The organism is Tropicimonas sp. TH_r6 (assembly GCF_033101155.1).
In the GTDB taxonomy this organism is placed as follows: domain Bacteria; phylum Pseudomonadota; class Alphaproteobacteria; order Rhodobacterales; family Rhodobacteraceae; genus Tropicimonas.
In genome coordinates this window covers 200459-220396 of record NZ_JAWMPX010000001.1, presented here as the reverse complement: position 1 = coordinate 220396, position 19938 = coordinate 200459, and the positions used below count along the sequence as shown (strand labels likewise).

Sequence of the window (19938 nt, the reverse complement as noted above, 5' to 3'; positions counted from 1 at the left end):
GCCCGAGGCGGGCGCGTGGACGGGACAGGGCGGTGTGAAGGGCGGTGCTCCGCGCCGCCCTTCACATGTCAGGTCAGTCATGCCGGAGGGAGATCAGCCCCAGCAGAGGTCCATGCCCATCTTGGAGTCGATGCTTTCAACGCCGTCGACGGGTTCATCGGTGATCAGCTTGACGCCGGTGTCGAAGAAGGCTTTGCCTTCGGTCGGCTTCGGCGCTTCACCTGTCTCGGCCCAGGCCTTGATCGCCTCGATACCGAATTTCGCCATGTCGAGCGGGTATTGCTGGGCGGTGGCGCCGAGCGTGCCGTCGGCGATGTTCTTGACGCCCGGGCAGCCGCCGTCGACGGAGACGATCAGCACGTCGCTCTCGCGGCCGATGGCCTTGAGCGCTTCATAGGCGCCGGCAGCGGCAGGCTCGTTGATCGTGTAGACAACGTTGATGAAGGGCTCCTTGGCGAGCAGGTTTTCCATCGCCTTGCGGCCGCCTTCCTCGTTGCCCTGGGTTACGTCATGGCCGGCAATGCGCGGGTCGTCTTCGTCGCCCCATTTGTTCGGATCCTTGATGTCGATTCCGAAGCCCTGCATGAAGCCCTGGTCACGCTGCACGCCGACGGTCGGCTGGCTGACGGCGAGGTCGAGGAAGCCGATCTTGGCATCCTTGGCGGCATCACCCAATTTGCCTGCAGCCCACTGGCCAATCAGTTCACCGGCGAGGAAATTGTCGGTCGCAAAGGTCGCGTCAGCGGAGTCTGAGGGGTTCAGTTCGGTGTCGAGCGCAATCACGACGAGGCCGGCGTCGCGGGCTTGCTGAACCGAGGACACGATGGACGAGGTGTCGGACGCGGTGATCAGGATACCCTTGGCGCCATCAGCGATGCAGGTCTCGATAGCGGCAACTTGGCTCTCATGGTCGCCGTCGATCTTGCCGGCGTAGGACTTCAGCTTGATACCAAGCTCCTCGGCCCGGGCGGTCGCGCCTTCCTTCATCTTTACGAAGAACGGGTTGGTGTCGGTCTTGGTGATCAGGCAGGCGCTGATTCCTTCAGCCGATGCGGCGCCGGACAGGCCGACAAGGCCCAGAGCAGTTGCACCAAGCAGAGTTGCAGCAATGGATTTACGAGCTTTCACGGTTTTCCCTCCCGATTGAAATACGGGGCCTTCCCAGGCCACGAAGAAGCGGCACCGGCCTCCCACCGGAACCGCTCATGGCAGCTAAGGAACAGGGAATCGCCCCGGGCTGTCAAGATAAATAAATCAGACTTACTTATTATTGACAGGTGGCCCTGGTTTCTCCAATCTTCGGGCTGTTGGGAGGAAGGTTTTGTCGACATCCGAGCAGGAAAATAGGGGTCGTGCGGTGTCCTGGCCGGTGCGCGGCTCCAACCAGAGCGGCATGCGGGCGCATAATGAGCGGCTGGTCCTGTCGATGTTGCGTCAGCGTGGACCGATGCCGAAGGCGGAGATTGCGCGCGCGACCGGACTCTCGGCGCAAACGATCTCCGTCATCATGCGCGGACTGGAACGGGATGGGCTACTCCGGCGCGGAGATCCCATTCGCGGGCGGGTCGGACAGCCGTCGATTCCGATGGATCTTGCGCCCGATGGTGCGTTTTTCTTCGGCCTGAAGGTCGGACGACGGTCGGCCGATCTCATTCTGATCAATTTCGTCGGTGAGGTGCTTGGCCGGGTTCACAAGACGCATCCCTACCCGATGCCCGATGCAATCCTCGAATTCGCGGAAGGGGCGGTGTCCGATCTTCTGACCAAGCTTTCGGAGGAACAGGCCGCCCGGGTCGCCGGGCTCGGGATCGCGATTCCCTTCAGCCTCTGGGACTGGGGGGCGACTGTTGGCGCGCCTGCGGGCGAGATGGACCGGTGGAAAGACCGCGATATCAAGCGTGAGCTTGGGGAGCGGCTGTCCTTCCCTGTCTATCTGGAGAATGACGCCACGGCGGCCTGCGCTTCCGAACTGGTGCTCGGCACATCCGACCTTCCCGGCAGTTTCCTGCATTTCTATATTGGGTATTTCATTGGCGGCGGCCTTGTTCTCAACAACCAACTCTTCACCGGCGCGTCCGGAAATGCCGGTGCCATCGGACCCCTGCCGGTGCCGAGCGGCGAGAGCGGGACCCGACCGTTGATGGAGATCGCTTCGCTTTCCGTCCTTGAGCAGGCGCTTCAGTCGCGCGGCTTGCCGGCGCAGTCACTCTGGGCCGGATCGGAGGAATGGCAGGTCGATGAGACGGTCGCGACGGATTGGATTCTGTCGGCGGCCGTCGGGATCGCCTTTGCGTCAGCCGCAGCTTGCTCGCTCGTGGATATCGAGTCGGTGCTGATCGACGGCTGGATGCCAGCCAGCATTCGCCGACGGCTGGTCGAGGAGACTGAACGTGCCCTGCGCGGGTACAACCTGACGTCAGTCGATGTTCCCACGATCCGGGAGGGGTCAATCGGTCCGGACGCGCGCGCGCTCGGTGCTGCCAGCCTGCCGCTCTCCGAGCGCTATCTCGTTGATCTCAACGCCGTGCTCTTGTCCCGCTAGCTGCTGGACGGCGGTCCATAGGCGGAAGGGTTCCGCGCGAGTACATCTCCAAGAGAATGCGCATCCAGCGAGTCATAGAATGCCCGTCGTGCGCTATCGAGGATGCAAATCAACCCACAGGAGGGCGCAAGCACGCATTCGGAGCAATCGACCAGCGGCTGCTCGCCTTCGGTCCGGCGCAGGATATCGCCGAGCAGGATTTCCGCCGGTGCCCGCGCCAGCCTCAACCCGCCCGATCTGCCGCGCACCGACTCCAGGAAGCCAGCGCTCACGAGGTCCATGGCCAGCTTCATCACGTTGCTGCGCGGTATTTCATGCGCCTCCACGATCTCGGAAATCGGGACGAGCCGCTCGGTCTGGCTCGAAAGATAGAGACAGATCCGCAAGGCGTAGTCGGAATAGCGTGTAAGCTTCATGCGAGAGTTCCGGTCAGGTGCGCCCTACCTAGTCCGCGAGGGCCGCTTCGCTCAAGGGATTTCCGTGCGTTGCATGTGCAAGCCACCTTGCGCGCCCTCTCTCAGCCGCGCCAGCCATATTGCCATTTCGCCTCAAAGCGGTCTTGATACGGCGCAGCGAAGGGACGGGGCTGGGCTCCGAGGAAGGCGCAAAATGACAGTCAAGGAAACCGGGTATATCCTGTCTCCCGATCCGGAGGACGCCCGTCTGGCGACACGGATCGCCGGGGTGGACCACACGGGGAGCCCGGTCGAGCTCTCGGTGGTGACCGAACGCCCACTGACTATCTACCTGAATTCACAGGAAATCGTGACGGCGATGACCATTGGTGATCATCCGGGTCTCCTGGCCATCGGCTTTCTGCGGAACCAGGGAATGCTGGCCCGGGATGAACCGGTCGAGGCGGTGGAGTATGACGACGACCTCGACGTTGTCGTCGTCCGCACCTCACGCAAGACCGATTACGAGGAAAAGCTGCGCAAGAAGACCCGTACCAGCGGCTGTGCTGTCGGAACGGTCTTTGGCGACATGATGGAGGGGTTGGATGGCATCCGCCTGCCGGAGGCCGAATTGCGGACCTCCTGGCTTTACGCTTTGGCGCATCAGATCAATCGCACACCCAGCCTCTACCTCGCCGCCGGCGCGATCCACGGCACCGTGCTCTGCGAGCAGGACAGGCCGCTGGTTTATATGGAGGATGTCGGCCGGCACAATGCGGTCGACAAGGTGGCGGGCTGGATGTTCGTCAACAACGCCGCCGCTGCGGACAAGATCCTCTACACGACCGGGCGATTGACCTCCGAGATGGTGCTGAAGACCGCGCATATGGGCATCCCCGTGCTGGTCTCGCGCTCCGGGTTCACGGCCTGGGGCGTGGAACTGGCGCAGGAGCTGGGCATGACGTTGATCGGGCGGCTGCGCGGGCGGCGCTTTGCTTGCGTGAGCGGGTCGGAGCGATTGGTCTGGGATGCTGATGTCGATACGGTTTCCGAGGAATCCACGCGGCATCGGCGCAAGAGTAGCCAGCCTGATGGGTGATGGTTCTGTGCGACTCCCGGCGATCATCCTTGCCGGCGGGCAGGCGCGGCGCATGGGCGGCGGCGACAAGGGGCTGCTGGAGCTTGGCGGCGAAACGCTGCTCTCCCGTGTGCTCGCGCGTCTGGAGCCCCAGGTCGGCCCCATTGCGCTCAACGCCAATGGCGACCCGGCGCGGTTCGAGAGCTACGGCCTGCCCGTGATCGCCGACAGCCTGCCCGGTTTCGTCGGCCCGCTGGCTGGCGTTCTGGCCGGAATGGATTGGGCGGCGGAGCTTGGCGCAGGACAGGTGGTTAGCGTCGCAGCCGACACACCCTTCTTTCCGCGCGATTTTGTGTCTCGGTTGCAGGCGGGGGCAGGTGATGCTCCGGTGACGCTGGCGGCGACACCGCATCCGGAAAAGGGATCCATCCGACAGCCGACTTTCGGACTCTGGTCGGTCGATCTGCGCGACGATCTGCGCGCGGCGCTGGAGCAGGGTTTGCGCAAGGTTGTACTCTGGACCGATCGCCATGGTGCTTCGGAGGTTGTCTTCGAAAGCGAGGCGGGCGATCCCTTCTTCAACATCAACAGGCCGGAGGACCTCGTCGAGGCTCTGGAACGGGGGGCATGGACGTGAAGATCTTCGGAGTGACGGGTTGGAAGAATTCCGGCAAGACGGGGCTTATGGAGCGGCTGGTTGCCAATATCACCGCACGCGGCTTGCGCGTTTCGACGGTGAAGCACGCGCATCACGGATTTGATATCGACCAACCCGGTCGCGACAGCTTCCGCCATCGGGAAGCCGGGGCGGAGCAGGTCCTGTTGGTTTCGTCCAGCCGCTGGGCGCTGATGACAGAGCTGAGAGAGGTGCCGGAACCTACCCTGGAAGAGATGCTGGACCAGATCACGCCGGTCGATCTCGTGCTTGTGGAGGGGTTCAAGCGCGACCGTCACCCGAAGATCGAGGCACAGCGAATCGAGACCGGCCAGCCGTTGATCGCTCCGGAGGACGAGACCATTCGCGCAATCGCTACCAACCGGCCTGACATTGCGTCCGACGCCTTGTCCGGGCGCCCTGCCTTCGATCTCGACGCAACCGACGCCATTGCGGAGTTTATCCTCAAGGAAGTGGGCCTCGCATGATCGACCCGCCCATGTTGCGCAATGATTGCTTTGCCCTGCCGCCGGGAGTCGACTGGGTGCCGATGCAGGATGCGCTTGCGGCGCTTGCGGCGCGAATGCATTCGGTTGTCGGCTCCGAAACCATAGCGCTGGGCGCGGCGGCTGGACGTCGGCTGGCCGAGGACCTGCATGCTTTCCGCGCGAACCCGCCTGCGCCGAATTCCGCCGTGGATGGCTATGGCTTTGTTGGTCCGGTGCCGGAAGGCGTGACCGACATGCCTCTGGCCGAAGGGCGCGCGGCGGCTGGGGTGCCTTTCGAGGGGCACGTTCCGGAAGGGCACGCGATCCGGATCCTGACTGGAGCGATCCTGCCGGACGGTGTCGATACGGTCGTCTTGCAGGAGGATTGCACGGTTGAAGCAGGCAGGGTCGCGTTTCGCGGACCTCTCAAACGCGGCGCCAATGCGCGCAAGGCGGGAGAGGATGTTGCGGCGGGCGATGTGCTTTTGTCCGCGGGTCGACGCCTGAAACCGCAGGATATCGCCTTGCTGGCGGCGACGGGGCATGGAACGGTGCCGGTGTTCAGGCCCTTGCGGGTGGGCGTGCTGTCCAGCGGGGACGAGATCGTCCCGCCCGGCTCGGTTGCGCCGGAGGCGATGCGGCCGGGACAGATCTATGACGCCAACCGGGTTATGTTGCTCTCCCAACTCGCGCAATGGGGCTTCGAGGCCGTAGATCTCGGCTTGGCGCCGGACAGCCGCGACGGATTGCGCGCGCTGCTGGACGGCGCGCGCGGTCAGGTCGACGCGGTGCTCACGTCCGGCGGTGTGTCGACCGGCGACGAGGATCATGTCTCAGCGTTGCTGAGCCGCGAAGGGCAGATGGCGCATTGGCGTATCGCGATCAAGCCGGGGCGACCCTTGGCGCTTGGCACCTGGGGGAACCTGCCGGTCTTCGGCCTGCCAGGAAACCCGGTCGCGGCGCTGGTCTGCACGTTGCTTTTCGCGCGCCCGGCGCTGGAAGTGCTCGCAGGCGGCACCTGGTTCCGGCCGGAGGGTTACATGCTCCCGGCGGCTTTCTCCAAGCGCAAGAAACCGGGACGGGCGGAGTTTCTTCGCGCCCGGATGGCCGCTGACATGCGAGTAGAGTGCTTTGCGTCGGAAGGCTCCGGACGGATCTCCGGGCTCGGCTGGGCCAATGGGCTGGTCGAGTTGGATGAGCAAGAACGGCAGATCGAGCCGGGCGATTCGGTGCGATTCATCCCCTATGCCGCGTTTGACGGATAGGTAATGTCGGGCCCGAGATGCGGGTGGATCGCGAGAGAATCAGCGCAGGACTATTGGGGGGAGTAAGGTGAGAGGCTGGACAACGACCCAAGCGGGGCTCGTTACGGCTGCTTCCTTCCGGACCTGACCGGGTTGGCGAGGTGCCTGCCCGCGCCAACCTCTCAAGGCAGCATGTATGCGATCCCGGCGCGAGTTTCAAGCGGGTCCGCTGCAAGGCACACGCCCGTCTTGCCAACGCCGCCTCGACCTTGCCTCCGAGAGAGGATTTCCCGAACGCGGATGCTTCAACGCCAGTTCGAAACGCATTAGGAGGATGGAAAGCAAAGACGAGGGCGAGACATGACGCATCTGTGGATTCGGGCCGAGGAGCGGCCGAATGAAGAACGGGTCGGACTCCTTCCGGACGGCGTAGGCGCGCTTTTGAACAAGGGAATGCGCGTGACGGTCGAGGACAGCGCGGTGCGCGCACTGCGGCTGGACCCCTATGCGGAGGCAGGCGCGGAGATTGCCGAGGCGGGAAGCTGGCGCACAGCGCCGCAGGACGCCATCATCTTCGGTCTCAAGGAGTTGCCGCTGGACGGACTGCCCCTCAAGCACCGTCACATCATGTTTGGCCATGCTTACAAGGGTCAGTCAGACGGGCGCGAGTTGCTCAAGCAGTTCAGGGCCGGCGGCGGCGCGCTCTACGATCTGGAATATCTCGTTGACGAGACCGGCCGTCGCGTCGCCGCGTTTGGCTATTGGGCCGGCTATGCCGGGGCTGCCGTGTCCCTCAAGTGCTGGGCCGCGCAGCAACGCGGCGGGATCTGCGGTCCGGTGGGTGTCTACCCCGGCCAGCAAGCGCTGCTCGACGATCTCGGCGCCGAGCTGGCAGCCACGAACGAGACACCGCCCAATGCGCTGATCATCGGCGCCAAGGGCCGTGTTGGCACGGGGGCAGCGGATCTCTGTGCGGCAATGGGGGTCAAGACGACGCTTTGGGACATGGAAGAAACGGCCCATGGCGGCCCATTTCCGGAAGTGCTGGACCATGATCTCTTCCTCAATTGCATCCTCGCCCGCCCCGGCACGCCGGTTTTTGTCCCGGCCTCGGCGAAAACGGATACGCGCCGGCTTTCGGTGATCGGAGACATCGCCTGCGATCCGTCGAGCGACTTCTCTCCCATCAAGGTCTATGACCGCGTGACCGACTGGGCCGCGCCCGCGCTGCGCGTCCATGACGACCCGGTTCTCGACGTCACCGCCATCGACAACCTGCCATCCATGCTGCCCGCCGAAAGCTCCGAAGATTTCGCCAGCCAGCTCTTGCCCTCGCTCATGACCCTCGACACACTTGCGGACGGGGTCTGGGGACGTGCCAAGGCCGAATTCGACCGGCATGTCGCCGAAATCTGAGGGGTAGACGATGACGATCCACTGGTGTGGTACCGGCCTGAGTGCCATTCCCGGCCTGCGCCGGCTGCTTGAATACAACAATGAAGTCTGCATCTGGAACCGCACCGTCGCCAAGGCGCATGAGGCGGTCGGGGACCTGACCGACTGGATTGAGCCCTTCGACCTGCCGATGCTGCGTGAGGCGCTGGCGCCAGGCGATGTCGTCGTCTCGATGTTGCCGGGCGACTGGCATGTGCCGCTGGCCGAGATCTGCATCGCCGAGCGGGCGCATTTCGTCTCCTCTTCCTATATCTCGCCCGAGATGGCCGCGCTGGATGGCGCGGCGAAGGATGCCGGGGTCTGCCTTGTCAACGAGGTTGGGCTCGATCCGGGGATCGACCACTTGATGGCGCATTGGCTCGTGGCCGATATGCACAAGGGCGGCCATGTACAGCCCGGCGCCGAATACGAGTTCATCTCCTATTGCGGCGGCGTTCCCAAGGAGCCGAACGCCTTTCGCTACAAGTTCAGCTGGTCGCCGCTGGGTGTGCTCAAGGCGCTGCGCTCCCCCTCGCGGTCGATTCGCGACTATACGGTTCTCGACGTGGCACGGCCATGGGATGCGCTCACGCGCTATGACGCGCCGTTGCCGCAGCCGGAGAGTTTCGAGGTCTACCCCAACCGCGATTCCCTGCCTTTCATGGAAGAATATGGCTTCGAGGAAGGCTGGAAGGTCCGTCAATTCGTGCGCGGCACCTTGCGGCTGAATGGCTGGGCGGACGCCTGGTCGGACGTCTTTGCCGAGATCGAGACGCTGGACGGACCGTCTGGCGAGACGCGGCTCAAGGAGATGTCGGACCATTTCTGGGAAGAAAATGCCTATGCGCCGGATGAGCCGGACCGGGTTGTCCTCTGCGTCGGGTTGAAGGTCAGCCAGGACGGCCAGCCGGTCTATGACAAGACCTACCTGCTCGATGCCTGGGGCGACGCGCGGGGCTCCGCCATGGCGCGGCTGGTTTCGCAGCCGGTTTCGCTGGCGGTGGAATCGGCCAAAGCGCGGGAGATTGCACCGGGTGTCAGCGCGGCGCCCAAGGATCCTCGGCTGTTGGAACGCTGGCTTTCAGCGGTGGATGTTCAGGCGCAAAAAATGATGGTGGTCGATCACCTGACGTGACCGTGTCGATCAGGGTGAAGGGCGCCAGGGTCCGACATCGGAGCTGGGCCCTCACACCTTGCGGATCCCGCGGCAGATGATACGGAAATCCGTTTGAATCTGCCGCCAAGACCGGCGTCAGTTCCGATCGCGCAGATTGTCTTCTTCATGCGCAACGTCGAGGCCGACCGCGTCCATCCCATCTTCGAGGAAATCCGCCAATTCCGGCATGCCGCTGAGATAATCCTCGGTCGGCGCGGAGCGTTCGCGCCGCGCGGTGTCGAGCGCGTCGTCCAGTTCCTCGGCGGCGAAGCTTTCGCGGCCAATCCAGCACAGCGCGACCAGGCTGACCTGTTCGTCCACGTTCAGCCCGGAGATATAGTTGCGCAAATGCGGGCTTTCGGGGCCGAATTCACGCGTCAGTGCGATAACTCTCACCAATTTACCGGTGCTGATCTCGAGCATGGTCCTCCCCTTCCTTCTGTTTCCTCACACCATTTTTCACGCGCCCGGGCGGCAACTGCAAGAGAACCTTTCGGTGGGAACGCAAACATCGGCGGTTTTGGCGAAAAAAAACGACACCAGCGCCCGTTGTCAGGTTGACCGGATGCGAGGGTGCGTCTTTGGCGCGCTTGCACATCTTTTCTGTCGGAAGAGCAGGTTTTCCGAAGACGCATGGAAAAGATCGCAGCCGGGGTGATCCGGTTCGTCGCTTCCTCCGTATCTCTGTTATGTTGGAAGAACTGACCAGAACGGCCTCGGCCCCTTCCCCCCGTGTCGCGCTGCCTTATACTGGCGGCCGAGGCAATGGGTGGTGCGAGGGGAAGCGCATGACGGAGCTCGTAACTGAGCAGGTCGATTGGGCGGAGGCGGTAAGGCGTGTCGCCGAGTCCGGTGACCAGGCTGCGTTCGCGGCACTGTTCGGTCATTTCGCGCCCCGTGTGAAAGGGTTTCTCATCCGTTCCGGCCTGACGCCGGCAGCGGCTGAGGATTGCGCCCAGGACGTAATGGCGACGCTCTGGCGCAAGGCAGAGATGTTCGATCCTGACAAGGCGAGCGTGGCGACTTGGGTCTTCACGATCGCGCGGAACCGGAAGATTGACATGTTCCGTAAACAGGCCCGACCTGAACCGGAAGACCTGCCCTGGGGGCCAGAGCCCGAGCCCGAACAGGCAGAGAGCCTTGGACTGAAGCAGGACAGCGCGCGCCTTGGTGCGGCCCTGGCTGAGCTGCCAGAAGCGCAGCGGAAGCTGGTGGAGGCGGCTTATTTTGGCGACCTGAGCCATGGCGAGATTGCCGAGAAGACCGGCATTCCGCTCGGAACCATAAAATCAAGATTGAGGCTGGCGCTGGAAAAGCTGCGCCGGACGATGCAATGAGTGATGCGATGCGTGTGAAACATGAGATTGGGGACGAGTTCCTCGCCTCCTATGCGGGCGGCAACATGGCCGAGGCCTTCGAGCTGGTCATTGCCTGTCATCTCTCGCTCTGGGCACCGTCCCGGGCGCGCTATGCGACGATGGAAGCGATTGGCGGCGCCGTTCTTGAACGGGAATCGGAGGAGATGTCGGCCGGAAGCCTCGAGGCAACACTGGCCCGGATCGCCGGAGGCGCGCCCGTGGCGCCGGAAGCGCCGCGCTTGCCAGACTGTGCCGTGCTTCCCGCGCCGCTCCGCGACTACGTGGGCGGAGGACTGGACGCGGTGAAATGGCGCCCCGTCGGTATGGGGGTCCGTCAGGCGGTTCTGCCCATGGCGAAGGGGGCGACCGCTCGGTTGCTTTCGATCCCGGGCGGCTGTGAAATGCCCGACCACGGTCACCGTGGGTTGGAGATGACGCTTGTGCTTCAGGGCGCGTATCTCGACGGTGATGAGCGGTTCGGACGCGGCGATGTGGAAGTGGCCGATGAATCTCTGGACCATAAACCGGTCGCGGCGCCCGGCGAGGACTGCATATGCCTTGCCGCGACAGATGCGCCGCTGCGCTTCAACGCCTTCCTGCCGCGCCTTTTTCAGCCATTCCTGGGCATCTGAAGCCGGATCGCGCTGGATCTGTCAGCCGTCGTCGCGCCGATGAATCTGGAGTGATCCCGGTTCGGCAGCGGGCGGCTCGGGCAGCTCTGCGGGTTCATCGAACTCGAAGCTGTCGAGTCGACGCGCGCGCTTGCCGGCCTTCTCGGCACTGATCCGGATCTCGGCGATATCCTTGCCCGCCATGGAAAAGTGCTTGTCGAGATTGCCGACCCGGGTTTCCAGCCGCTCCACGTCACCATGCAGCAGACCCAGCTCGCGACGGATCGCTCCGGCCTGTTCGCGCATGCGGGCATCCTTCAGGATCGCCCGCATCGTGTTGAGCGTGGCCATGCAGGTCGTGGGCGAGACGATCCAGACCCGCGCCGCGAAGCCCTCCCGGACCAGTTCGGGGAAATTCGCGTGCAGCTCGGCATAGACCGCCTCGGAGGGAAGGAACATCAGCGCTCCGTCGGCAGTCTCCCCCTCGAGGATGTATTTCGTCGAGATTGCCTTGATATGCGCCTTGACCGCCACGCGCATCGCCTTTGCCGCCTCGTTCGCCTCCCACTGCGTGTTGGCGTTGCGCAGCCCCTCATAGGCTTCCAACGGGAATTTGCTGTCGATGACGATGGGCCCGGGCGGGTTGGGCAGGTGGATCAGGCAATCGGCCCGCTTGCCGTTGGACAACGTTGCCTGCCAGGCGAAACTGTCCGGCGGCAGGGCTTTGGTCAGGATCTCCTTGAGCTGGATCTCGCCGAAGGCGCCGCGGGTCTGCTTGTTGGAGAGAATGTCCTGCAGGGAGAGCACATCGCCGGAAAGCTTTTCGATATTGGCCTGTGCGCGGTCGATCGTCTCCAGTCGCTGTTGCAATTCGCCAAGTGAACGGGCCGTTCGGGAGGAGCTGCCTTGCAGGCTCTCGCCCATGCGCGTCGTGACTTCCGCGAGCCGCGCTTCCATGAGCTGGAGCACCTGCGCCTGGCTTTTTGCCTGAGCGTCGGAGACATGGGTCAGTCCGCCGGCGAGCTGTTGCTGCCCGTCCGAGAGGGTCTGCACCCGGCCGGAGAGCGCGTGCATCTGATGTAACATCGGGTCGGCCATGCGCGCGGCGGCGCCGGCGCGGCGAAGGGTGACGATGAGCAGGACGAGCACCAGCAGCAGGAACGCCGCGCCAAACAGCACCGCGACGGTGGTCGGGTCGTCAAGGGTGAGCGTCGTTTCGCCGATCTGGATCATGTCCGGCCAAAGAGCCTTTCGATATCGGTCAGCTTCAGCTCGACATAGGTCGGGCGGCCATGGTTGCACTGGCCGGAATGGGGCGTGGCCTCCATCTCGCGCAGCAGCGCGTTCATCTCTTCGGCGCGCATCTGGCGGCCCGAGCGGATCGAGCCATGACAGGCGCAGCGCGAGAGCACGGCGTCGATGCGCGCGCCGAGCGTGGTGCTGTCGCCGAGATCGGCGATCTCGTCGAGAATATCGGCCAGAAGCGCCTTGGCGTTGATTTCGCCGAGAATCGCCGGGGTTTCCCGTACCGCGACAGCGCCGCCGCCAAAGGGTTCTATGGTCAGCCCGAGCCTGCGGAGATCCTCGGCAACGGCCAGCAGCCGGGCGCAATCGCCTTCGCCAAGCTCGACGATCTCCGGGATCAGCAGCGCCTGTGCGGCAATGCCGTTCTCCGCCGCCTGGCGCTTGAGCCGCTCGTAGACGAGCCGTTCATGGGCGGCGTGTTGGTCGACGATGACGATGCCAGAAGCGGTCTGGGCGATGATGTAATTCTCATGGACCTGTGCCCGGGCGGCCCCCAGCGGAAGATCCTGAACGGGCGCTTCCACCGGCTCCGGCGTCGGTTCCATCCGGGCCGAGGGCGCTGCGGCTTCGGCGAAACCGGGCGTTTCGACGAGCGGGGCCTGCGCGTCATAGGCGGCACGCAACGCGCCCTGGCTGGGGCGGTCCATCTGGTAGATACGCGGCGTGGTGGGCTGTTCGGGGCGCAGCGCGCCGAGTGTGGCGCCGGCAACCGTGGTCGAGGCGCGGTGCCCGGCATTGGCCAGCGCATGGCGCAACCCGGAAACGATCAGCCCGCGCGCCGTGCCTGGCTCGCGAAAGCGGACCTCGGATTTCGCCGGGTGCACGTTGACGTCCACAAGCTGTGGGTCGCAATCGATGAAGAGCGCGGCGGCGGGGTGCCGGTCGCGGGAGAGGAAATCCATATAGGCGGCGCGCAGGGCGCCGATCAGCAGCTTGTCGCGGACCGGTCGGCCGTTGACGAAGAGATATTGCGCCACCGCCGAGCCGCGCGAATAGGTCGGCAATGCCGCGTAGCCGGTCAGCCGCAGCCCCTCGCGCTCGGTATCGACGAGGATGGCGTTCTCGGCGAACTCATTGCCCAGGATCCGGGCGAGCCGGCCACGCAAAGCCTCGAAAAGATCGCCCGTCTCGGCATCGGAGCGGAAGGTGATCCGCCCCTCGCCCTCGCCGGAGACATCACGCAGCGTGAAGGCGACCGCGGGTTCGGCCATGGCGAGGCGTTTGACGATATCGGTGATCGCCTGCGTTTCGGCGCGGTCCGTGCGCATGAATTTGAGCCGGGCTGGCGTGGCATAGAAGAGATCGCGCAGCTCGACCACCGTGCCGCGCGAGAGGGCGGCGGGGGTGACGGGCGCGATGTCGCCGCCGGTGACGGCGATTCGGCCGGCCTCCGCGCTGCCTTCGGCGCGGCTGGTGACCGTGAGCCGGCCGACAGCGCCAAGCGAGGCCAGCGCCTCGCCGCGAAAGCCGAAGGAACGGATGTCGAGCAGGTCCGATCCGTCGATCTTCGAGGTTGCGTGGCGGGCAAGCGCCAGCGGAAGGTCCCCCGCAGGGATGCCACAGCCATCGTCGATGACCCGGATCAGCCGCTTGCCACCATCGGCAAAAGCCACCTCGATCCGCCGCGCGCCCGCGTCCAGCGCGTTCTCCACCAGCTCCTTGACGGCCGATGCCGGGCGCTCGACCACTTCGCCCGCAGCGATGCGGTTGATGATGGTCTCGTCGAGCTGGCGGATGACCGGCAAAGCGCCGGCTTCGCCCATGTTGGGGTACAGTGCAGACATGCCACTAGTGGTAGCACGCTGATCCCGGCTTCGCCACAGGGGATCACAGCTCGCGCGACGCTTTGCCGGTTGATTTTCGGCCCCGTGGCTTGTCTATAGACTTGTCAATATTTGTTACCCCGAGACATCAAATGAGCCCGCAAGCGCCGCGCAGCACGGCTGCCGTCTTCAACCTCGCCTGGCCGCTGACGCTCAAGGCGATGATGCTGCATGGCATCGTGGTGATCGACGCCTGGCTGGTCTCCGCGCTTGGCGAGTCGGGGCTGGCTGCGATGGGGCTGGGCGGCTCCTTCGCGGCGCTGCTGCTTGGCGTGATCATAGCCTTTTCCAACGCCACGCAGATCCGTGTCGCGCAGGCTTTCGGCTCCGGGCGGGACGTGGCGCTGAAGACGGCTCTGCTTGCGGGTCTCTTCATCAACCTCATCGCGGCGGTGATCGGCATGGTGGTGATTGGTGCGATCGCCGGACCGGTGATCGATCTCTTCGCCCATACTGACTGGATCGCCGAACAGGCGCGCCTCTATCTCTTCGCCTTCCTCTTCGTCATCGTCTTCGAGGCCGTTGGACAGGGTTTCGGCAGCCAATTTAACGGTTGCGGCAAGACGATCATGCCCTTCCTGAGCTATTTGCTGGCGATCCCGATCAACGTTGCGGTGAGCTACTGCCTGATCCACGGGCTCTACGGCTTGCCGGAGCTGGGAGTTATGGGGGCGGCAGTGGGAAGCGCGGTGGCATCGCTGATCCGCATGGGCTTCCTCGGGATCAACCTCTGGCGGCTGAACGGGTTCTATCTTGGCACGGAAGGCTGGTTGCATGGGAGCTTCGCTGCCTCGCTCCGGCGCCATTTCGTCTTCGCGCTGCCAATTGCCGGCACCTTCATGAGCAATGCCTTCTCGAACTACGTCTGTACGTTGCTTTTCGCCAGGATGAGCGTGAACCAGTTCGCGGCAATGACGCTGATCCAGCCCTGGGTCCATGTCGCCGGGACCTTCGGTATCGGCTGGGCGATGGCGACGGGAATCAACGTCGCGCAACTCCTCGGTCAGGACCAGAAGGGGCCGGAGTTGGATATCTTCCTGCGTCGTGCGTGGCGCGGGGCACTGATCGCGGCGGCCATCGTGGCGTGTTTCTATCTCGTCATCTGCCTCAACGCCGAGCACTTTTACGGCACGCTGGAGCCGGAAACCACGGCGGCGCTGCTGAGCTTCCTTCCGATCTTGCTGTTCCTGCCCTTCCCCAAAGGGTCCAACGCGATGTGTGGTCACACGCTGCGTGCGGGCGGGGACACCGTTTATGTGATGAACATCTTTCTCGCCTCGCAATGGCTCTTCCGGGTGCCAATGACGGCGTTGTTCATTCTCTGGTTGGGCCTTCCGGTCACCTGGGTGTTCGCGCTCTTTCTCGGTGAAGAACTGGTCAAGTTCCCGCTCTTCCATCAGCGTTTCCTCAAGGGCGCATGGAAGCGGGGCCTCCAGGAAATGTAACGCGCTGCGTTCCATGCAGATTTTCCTTTCGACTCGGCCTTAAAAGGCGCATCTTCAACATTGGATATGCTGGACGTCTTGGGGCGTCGGCTTTCCGGGGTTGAAATATATTCCAGTTTTAGCATATGTTTTACAGTCCACCGATGAACCGGAGTATCGTCATGCTGAAAATCGTCCTGCCACTCCTGGCCCTGCTGCTGCCATGGAGCGCCCTCGCCGAGACCGGTCGCGTACAATCCGTCGAGTTGACGGAGTGGAAAGCAGTGTTCGGACGGATCGAGGCACGAGATCGCGTGCCCGCACGAGCGCGGCTCGGCGGAACGATGGTCACGGTGGAGGTGGCGGAAGGCTCCGAGGTGTCGGAAGGCCAGCAAGTGGCTTCGGTCCGGGACGAGAAGCTGGAGCTTCAACTTGGCGCTATCGACGCAACGCTCTCCTCGCTGCAATCGCAACTCGAAACCGCGCAGGCGGAGTTGAAACGGGGCGAGAGCCTGTTGGAGCGTGGCGTCACAACAGCGCAGCGGCTGGACCAGCTTCGCACCGAGGTGGCCGTGATCGAAGGCAGGATCGGCACGACGAAGGCCGAGCGCAACGTGCTGGAGCAGCGCGAAGCGGAAGGCGCGGTGCTTGCGCCGATCTCGGGGACAGTGCTGTCGGTTCCGGTGACGGAAGGTTCGGTTGTCATGGCCGGTGAGGTGATCGCTGAGATCGGTGGTGGCGGCTTCTTCCTGCGCATGGCGGTGCCGGAACGGCATGCAGGCTTCCTCGAAGAGGGAGACGAAATCCGGATCGGTGGCGCGGGCGCCGAAAGCGCCGGAAAGCTCGCCAAGGTCTACCCGCTGATCGAGAATGGCCGCGTGATTGCCGATGTCGAGATTGCCGACATGGCGACCGACTTCGTTGATGCGCGCGTGCTCGTCCGCCTTCCCATCGGTACCCGGCAGGCGCTGGTTGTCCCGGCCGATGCCGTGGAAACCCGGATGGGGCTGGATTTCGTCTCCATCGCCGGGACCGGTGGCGCACCGGTGCAGCGCGTGGTGGTGATTGGCGAGGCCAGCAGCGTCGAGGGCAGCGAGATGGTCGAGATCCTGTCGGGCCTGTCCGAAGGCGAGGAACTGGTGGCTGGCCATGAGTGATCCTGTCAAGGAGACCCCGCTTGGCATTGCCGGCGGGCTGACTCGTGCCTTCATCGGCTCGGCGCTGACGCCGCTGATGATCCTGGCCTCACTGGCCGTCGGTCTTGTCGCGCTGGTGAGCCTGCCGCGCGAGGAGGAGCCGCAGATTTCCGTGCCGATGGTGGATATCCATATCCAGGCGCCGGGCCTGCGCGCCGCGGATGCCGCCAAGCTGGTGACCGAGCCGATGGAGACCATCGTGCAGGGCATCAACGAGGTCGAGCATGTCTATTCCCAGACCAGCGACGACTACGCGCTGGTCATGGCCCGTTTCCTTGTTGGCACCCCGGCGGACACCGCGATCCTGCGCGTGCATGACAAGGTACGCGCCAATCTGGACCGGATTCCGGTCGGCATCGACGAGCCTCTGATCGTCGGGCGCGGCATCGACGATGTCGCGATCGTCTCGTTGACCCTCAGTCCGAAGCCCGAGACAGGCGTGAGCGCCAATGACCTGACACGGATCGCCCGCGAGCTTCAGGTCGAGCTGGCCAAGATCCCGGATGTGGGGCTGACTTATCTCGTCGGCGAGAGCCCGGAGGCGATCCGCATCGCGCCGGACCCGGAGCGGCTGGCGCTCTACGGCGTGACGCTTCAACAGCTTGCCGGCAAGGTCGAAGGGGCGAACCGCGCCTTCAACACCGGTTACGTCCGCGATGGCGGCGAACAGATCGCGCTGGTCGCGGGCGAGACGTTGAAGGCACCCGCCGATGTGGCCAACCTGCTGCTGACCACGCGTGACAACAGGCCGGTCTATGTCCGTGACGTGGCCGATGTGAGCTTCGTGCCCGACACCTCCGACAAGATCGTCGCCAATGTAACGCGCGGCGAGGATGGCGAGATCACGCGAACGCCGGCGGTGACTCTGGCGATTGCCAAGCGCGCGGGCTCAAACGCTGTCGTGGTGGCCGAGGAGATCCTGCACCGGGTCCATCTGCTCGAAGAGGACCTGATCCCGCACAGCGTCCAGATCGATGTGACCCGTGACTATGGCGAGACGGCGAACGAGAAGGCCAACGAGCTGTTGTTCCATCTCGGATTGGCGACGGTTTCCATCGTTGCGCTGGTGCTCTTTGCCATCGGCTGGCGGGAGAGCATCGTCGTCGCCGTGGTTATTCCAGTGACGATCCTGCTGACGCTCTTCGCGGCCTGGATCATGGGCTACACGCTCAACAGGGTCTCGCTCTTCGCGCTGATCTTCTCCATCGGCATCCTCGTCGACGACGCCATCGTGGTGATCGAGAACATTGCCCGCCACTGGGCGATGCCGGACAAGGAGAACCGCACGCAAAAGGCGATCCGCGCCGTGGCCGAGGTCGGCAACCCGACCATCGTCGCCACGCTTACAGTCGTCGCGGCCCTGCTGCCGATGCTCTTCGTCTCCGGGTTGATGGGCCCCTACATGTCCCCGATCCCGGCCAATGCCAGTGCCGCGATGATCTTCTCCTTCTTCGTCGCGGTGATCATCACGCCCTGGCTGATGGTCAAGATCGCCGGTAAGGCGCCGGCGCATGACCATTCCGGCGAAGGCCATCATGGTGGCGCGCTCGGTCGTCTCTATTCTGCCGTCGCCCGGCCGCTGCTGAAGACCAAATCCGGCAGCCTGCTTTTCCTGCTCGCCGCCGTGGTGATCTCCTTCGGCTCGCTCGGCCTGATCTACACGCAGGACGTGACGGTCAAGCTCTTGCCATTCGACAACAAGTCGGAGCTCTCCGTGGTGATCGACCTGCCTGAAGGCGCCTCCGTCGAGGTAACCGATGCGGTGGCGCAGGACGTGGCCCGCGAAGTGCTCCAACTCGAAGAAGTGCTGTCCGTTCAAACCCATGCCGGCGCCGCTGCGCCCTTCAACTTCAACGGGCTTGTGCGCCACTATTACCTGCGCACGCAGCCGAATCTGGGCGATGTGCAGATCAATCTCGACCACAAGGAACACCGCGAGCGTACCAGCCACGAGATCGCGCTGGAGATCCGCGAGCGGCTGAACGGGCTGGACCTGCCCGAAGGCACACGGTTGAAAACGGTCGAACCGCCCCCTGGCCCGCCGGTCATGGCGACGCTGTTGGCGGAGGTTTATGGCCCGGACCCGGAGACCCGCCGCGCCTCCGCCGAGAAGATCCGCGCCGCCTTCGAGGCGATTCCTTACGTTGTCGATGTCGATGACAGCTTCGGCGAGCAGCCTCGCCGCCTGCGGGCGACGATCTCTGCCGACCAGCTCGAGTTCTTCGGCGTCGAGGAGGCGGACGTCTTCACCACGCTGGCGCTGCTCAATCACGGCTCGACCGTCGGGTATTCGCATCGTGGCGAGGGTCGCCGCCCGATCCCGATCACCATCGAGCGCGACCGCTCCGACCGTGTTGTCGACGAACGCTTTCTCTCAACCCCAATCCCGGCCAATGTCCTGCCCGGAGCGCGGGGCGTGGTGGAGCTGGGCGACGTGGTGGAGATCACGGAAGAGCGCGCCTCCTTCCCGATCTTCCGGCATAATGGCCGCGCCGCCGAGATGGTCACGGCCGAGATGGCCGGGGATTTCGAGGCGCCGATCTATGGCATGATCGCCGTCGCGGACGCGCTGGACGGAATGGAATGGGAGGAGGGGACGAAGCCCGACATCCGCCTCAACGGCCAGCCGGAGGACGAATCCACCGTCACCCTACTCTGGGACGGCGAATGGGAGGTGACTTGGGTCACGTTCCGCGACATGGGCGCGGCCTTCGCGGTGGCGCTGCTGGCGATCTACATCCTTGTGGTGGCGCAGTTCGGTTCCTTCAAGCTGCCGCTGGTGATCCTGACCCCGATTCCGCTGACCTTTGTCGGCATCATGGGCGGGCATTGGCTCTTCGAAGCGCCATTCTCCGCGCCGTCGATGATCGGCTTCATCGCGCTGGCGGGGATCATCGTGCGAAACTCGATCCTGTTGGTGGATTTCATCCGCCATGCCGACCCGGAAAAGGACAAGATCGAGACCCTGATCGAGGCCGGTGCCATCCGCTTCAAGCCGATCCTTCTGACGGCAATTGCGGCGATGATCGGCGCGGCTGTGATCCTGGCCGATCCGATCTTCCAGGGGCTCGCCCTGTCACTGCTCTTTGGGTTGCTCAGCTCGACCCTGCTGACGGTGTTGGTGATCCCGGCGATCTACCGGGTGTTCCGGACCTGACGGGTCTGCGTTGAGAAAAAGAGCGAGGGGGCGCCGCCCCCCGCTCTTCCGGTCACTTGGACAATGCGAATC

At 64.2% G+C, this 19938-nt stretch carries 17 protein-coding genes and 1 other RNA gene; 12 read left to right on the top strand and 6 right to left on the bottom strand.

Annotated features, from left to right (window positions below; translation table 11 throughout):
- Positions 1-93: 93 nt before the first annotated feature.
- Positions 94-1128, bottom strand: a complete 1035-nt coding sequence (locus tag R3X27_RS00950) for a sugar ABC transporter substrate-binding protein (protein WP_317706935.1) — start codon at positions 1126-1128, stop codon at positions 94-96.
- A 265-nt stretch (positions 1129-1393) separates the two neighbouring features.
- Between R3X27_RS00950 and R3X27_RS00945 the strand changes: the two genes are divergently transcribed.
- On the top strand, positions 1394-2542 hold the full coding sequence (locus tag R3X27_RS00945) for an ROK family protein (protein ID WP_411572451.1): 1149 nt from the start codon (positions 1394-1396) through the stop codon (positions 2540-2542).
- On the opposite strand, the gene R3X27_RS00940 is transcribed toward R3X27_RS00945, so the two are convergent.
- Positions 2539-2958 carry an Rrf2 family transcriptional regulator gene (locus R3X27_RS00940; protein ID WP_317706933.1) on the bottom strand — a complete coding sequence of 140 codons (420 nt, stop codon included), beginning with the start codon at positions 2956-2958 and terminating at the stop codon, positions 2539-2541. The two genes, R3X27_RS00945 and R3X27_RS00940, sit on opposite strands and share 4 nt — an antisense overlap.
- Positions 2959-3151: 193 nt before the next feature.
- Here R3X27_RS00940 and R3X27_RS00935 point away from each other — a divergent pair, with 193 nt between their 5' ends.
- Genes R3X27_RS00935 through glp form a run of 4 tightly spaced genes read left to right on the top strand, consistent with a single transcriptional unit; the run spans position 3152 to position 6423 of the window.
- Entirely contained in the window at positions 3152-4036 is an 885-nt protein-coding gene (locus tag R3X27_RS00935) for a formate dehydrogenase accessory sulfurtransferase FdhD (RefSeq protein WP_317706932.1), read from the top strand.
- Complete coding sequence (gene mobA, locus R3X27_RS00930; protein ID WP_317706931.1) at positions 4029-4652, top strand: molybdenum cofactor guanylyltransferase MobA; 624 nt, start codon at positions 4029-4031, stop codon at positions 4650-4652. Before R3X27_RS00935 ends, mobA begins: the two co-directional genes overlap by 8 nt.
- Positions 4649-5158, top strand: a complete 510-nt coding sequence (gene mobB / locus R3X27_RS00925) for a molybdopterin-guanine dinucleotide biosynthesis protein B (protein ID WP_317707171.1) — start codon at positions 4649-4651, stop codon at positions 5156-5158. The genes mobA and mobB overlap by 4 nt, the downstream gene beginning before the upstream one ends.
- Positions 5155-6423 carry a gephyrin-like molybdotransferase Glp gene (gene glp, locus R3X27_RS00920; RefSeq protein WP_317706930.1) on the top strand — a complete coding sequence of 423 codons (1269 nt, stop codon included), beginning with the start codon at positions 5155-5157 and terminating at the stop codon, positions 6421-6423. The genes mobB and glp overlap by 4 nt, the downstream gene beginning before the upstream one ends.
- A gap of 65 nt (positions 6424-6488) precedes the next feature.
- On the opposite strand, the gene ffs is transcribed toward glp, so the two are convergent.
- An RNA gene (gene ffs, locus R3X27_RS00915) (signal recognition particle sRNA small type) lies at positions 6489-6587 on the bottom strand.
- Positions 6588-6762: 175 nt separating this feature from the next.
- Between ffs and R3X27_RS00910 the strand changes: the two genes are divergently transcribed.
- The gene (locus tag R3X27_RS00910; RefSeq protein ID WP_317706929.1) at positions 6763-7818 is read left to right on the top strand and encodes a saccharopine dehydrogenase; all 1056 of its coding nucleotides are present in this window, start codon (positions 6763-6765) and stop codon (positions 7816-7818) included.
- Positions 7819-7828: 10 nt separating this feature from the next.
- On the top strand, positions 7829-8971 hold the full coding sequence (locus tag R3X27_RS00905; protein WP_317706928.1) for a saccharopine dehydrogenase C-terminal domain-containing protein: 1143 nt from the start codon (positions 7829-7831) through the stop codon (positions 8969-8971).
- Between the two features lie 117 nt (positions 8972-9088).
- On the opposite strand, the gene R3X27_RS00900 is transcribed toward R3X27_RS00905, so the two are convergent.
- Positions 9089-9415 carry a DUF3775 domain-containing protein gene (locus tag R3X27_RS00900; RefSeq protein ID WP_317706927.1) on the bottom strand — a complete coding sequence of 109 codons (327 nt, stop codon included), beginning with the start codon at positions 9413-9415 and terminating at the stop codon, positions 9089-9091.
- A 365-nt stretch (positions 9416-9780) separates the two neighbouring features.
- Between R3X27_RS00900 and R3X27_RS00895 the strand changes: the two genes are divergently transcribed.
- Complete coding sequence (locus tag R3X27_RS00895) at positions 9781-10329, top strand: sigma-70 family RNA polymerase sigma factor (protein WP_317706926.1); 549 nt, start codon at positions 9781-9783, stop codon at positions 10327-10329.
- On the top strand, positions 10326-10982 hold the full coding sequence (locus R3X27_RS00890; protein ID WP_317706925.1) for a ChrR family anti-sigma-E factor: 657 nt from the start codon (positions 10326-10328) through the stop codon (positions 10980-10982). Before R3X27_RS00895 ends, R3X27_RS00890 begins: the two co-directional genes overlap by 4 nt.
- A 21-nt stretch (positions 10983-11003) precedes the next feature.
- On the opposite strand, the gene R3X27_RS00885 is transcribed toward R3X27_RS00890, so the two are convergent.
- Together R3X27_RS00885 and mutL are read right to left on the bottom strand one after the other, a co-directional pair.
- Positions 11004-12194 (bottom strand): DNA recombination protein RmuC, encoded by a 1191-nt coding sequence (locus R3X27_RS00885; RefSeq protein WP_317706924.1) that lies wholly within the window; start codon positions 12192-12194, stop codon positions 11004-11006.
- The gene (mutL, locus tag R3X27_RS00880; RefSeq protein ID WP_317706923.1) at positions 12191-14050 is read right to left on the bottom strand and encodes a DNA mismatch repair endonuclease MutL; all 1860 of its coding nucleotides are present in this window, start codon (positions 14048-14050) and stop codon (positions 12191-12193) included. The genes R3X27_RS00885 and mutL overlap by 4 nt, the downstream gene beginning before the upstream one ends.
- Positions 14051-14181: 131 nt before the next feature.
- Here mutL and R3X27_RS00875 point away from each other — a divergent pair, with 131 nt between their 5' ends.
- From R3X27_RS00875 to R3X27_RS00865, 3 genes are all read left to right on the top strand, one after another.
- Positions 14182-15534 carry an MATE family efflux transporter gene (locus R3X27_RS00875; RefSeq protein WP_317706922.1) on the top strand — a complete coding sequence of 451 codons (1353 nt, stop codon included), beginning with the start codon at positions 14182-14184 and terminating at the stop codon, positions 15532-15534.
- 161 nt (positions 15535-15695) lie between these two features.
- A complete protein-coding gene (locus R3X27_RS00870; RefSeq protein WP_317706921.1) occupies positions 15696-16670 on the top strand; it encodes an efflux RND transporter periplasmic adaptor subunit in 975 nt (324 codons plus the stop codon).
- A complete protein-coding gene (locus tag R3X27_RS00865; protein ID WP_317706920.1) occupies positions 16663-19866 on the top strand; it encodes an efflux RND transporter permease subunit in 3204 nt (1067 codons plus the stop codon). The genes R3X27_RS00870 and R3X27_RS00865 overlap by 8 nt, the downstream gene beginning before the upstream one ends.
- Positions 19867-19938 lie beyond the last annotated feature (72 nt).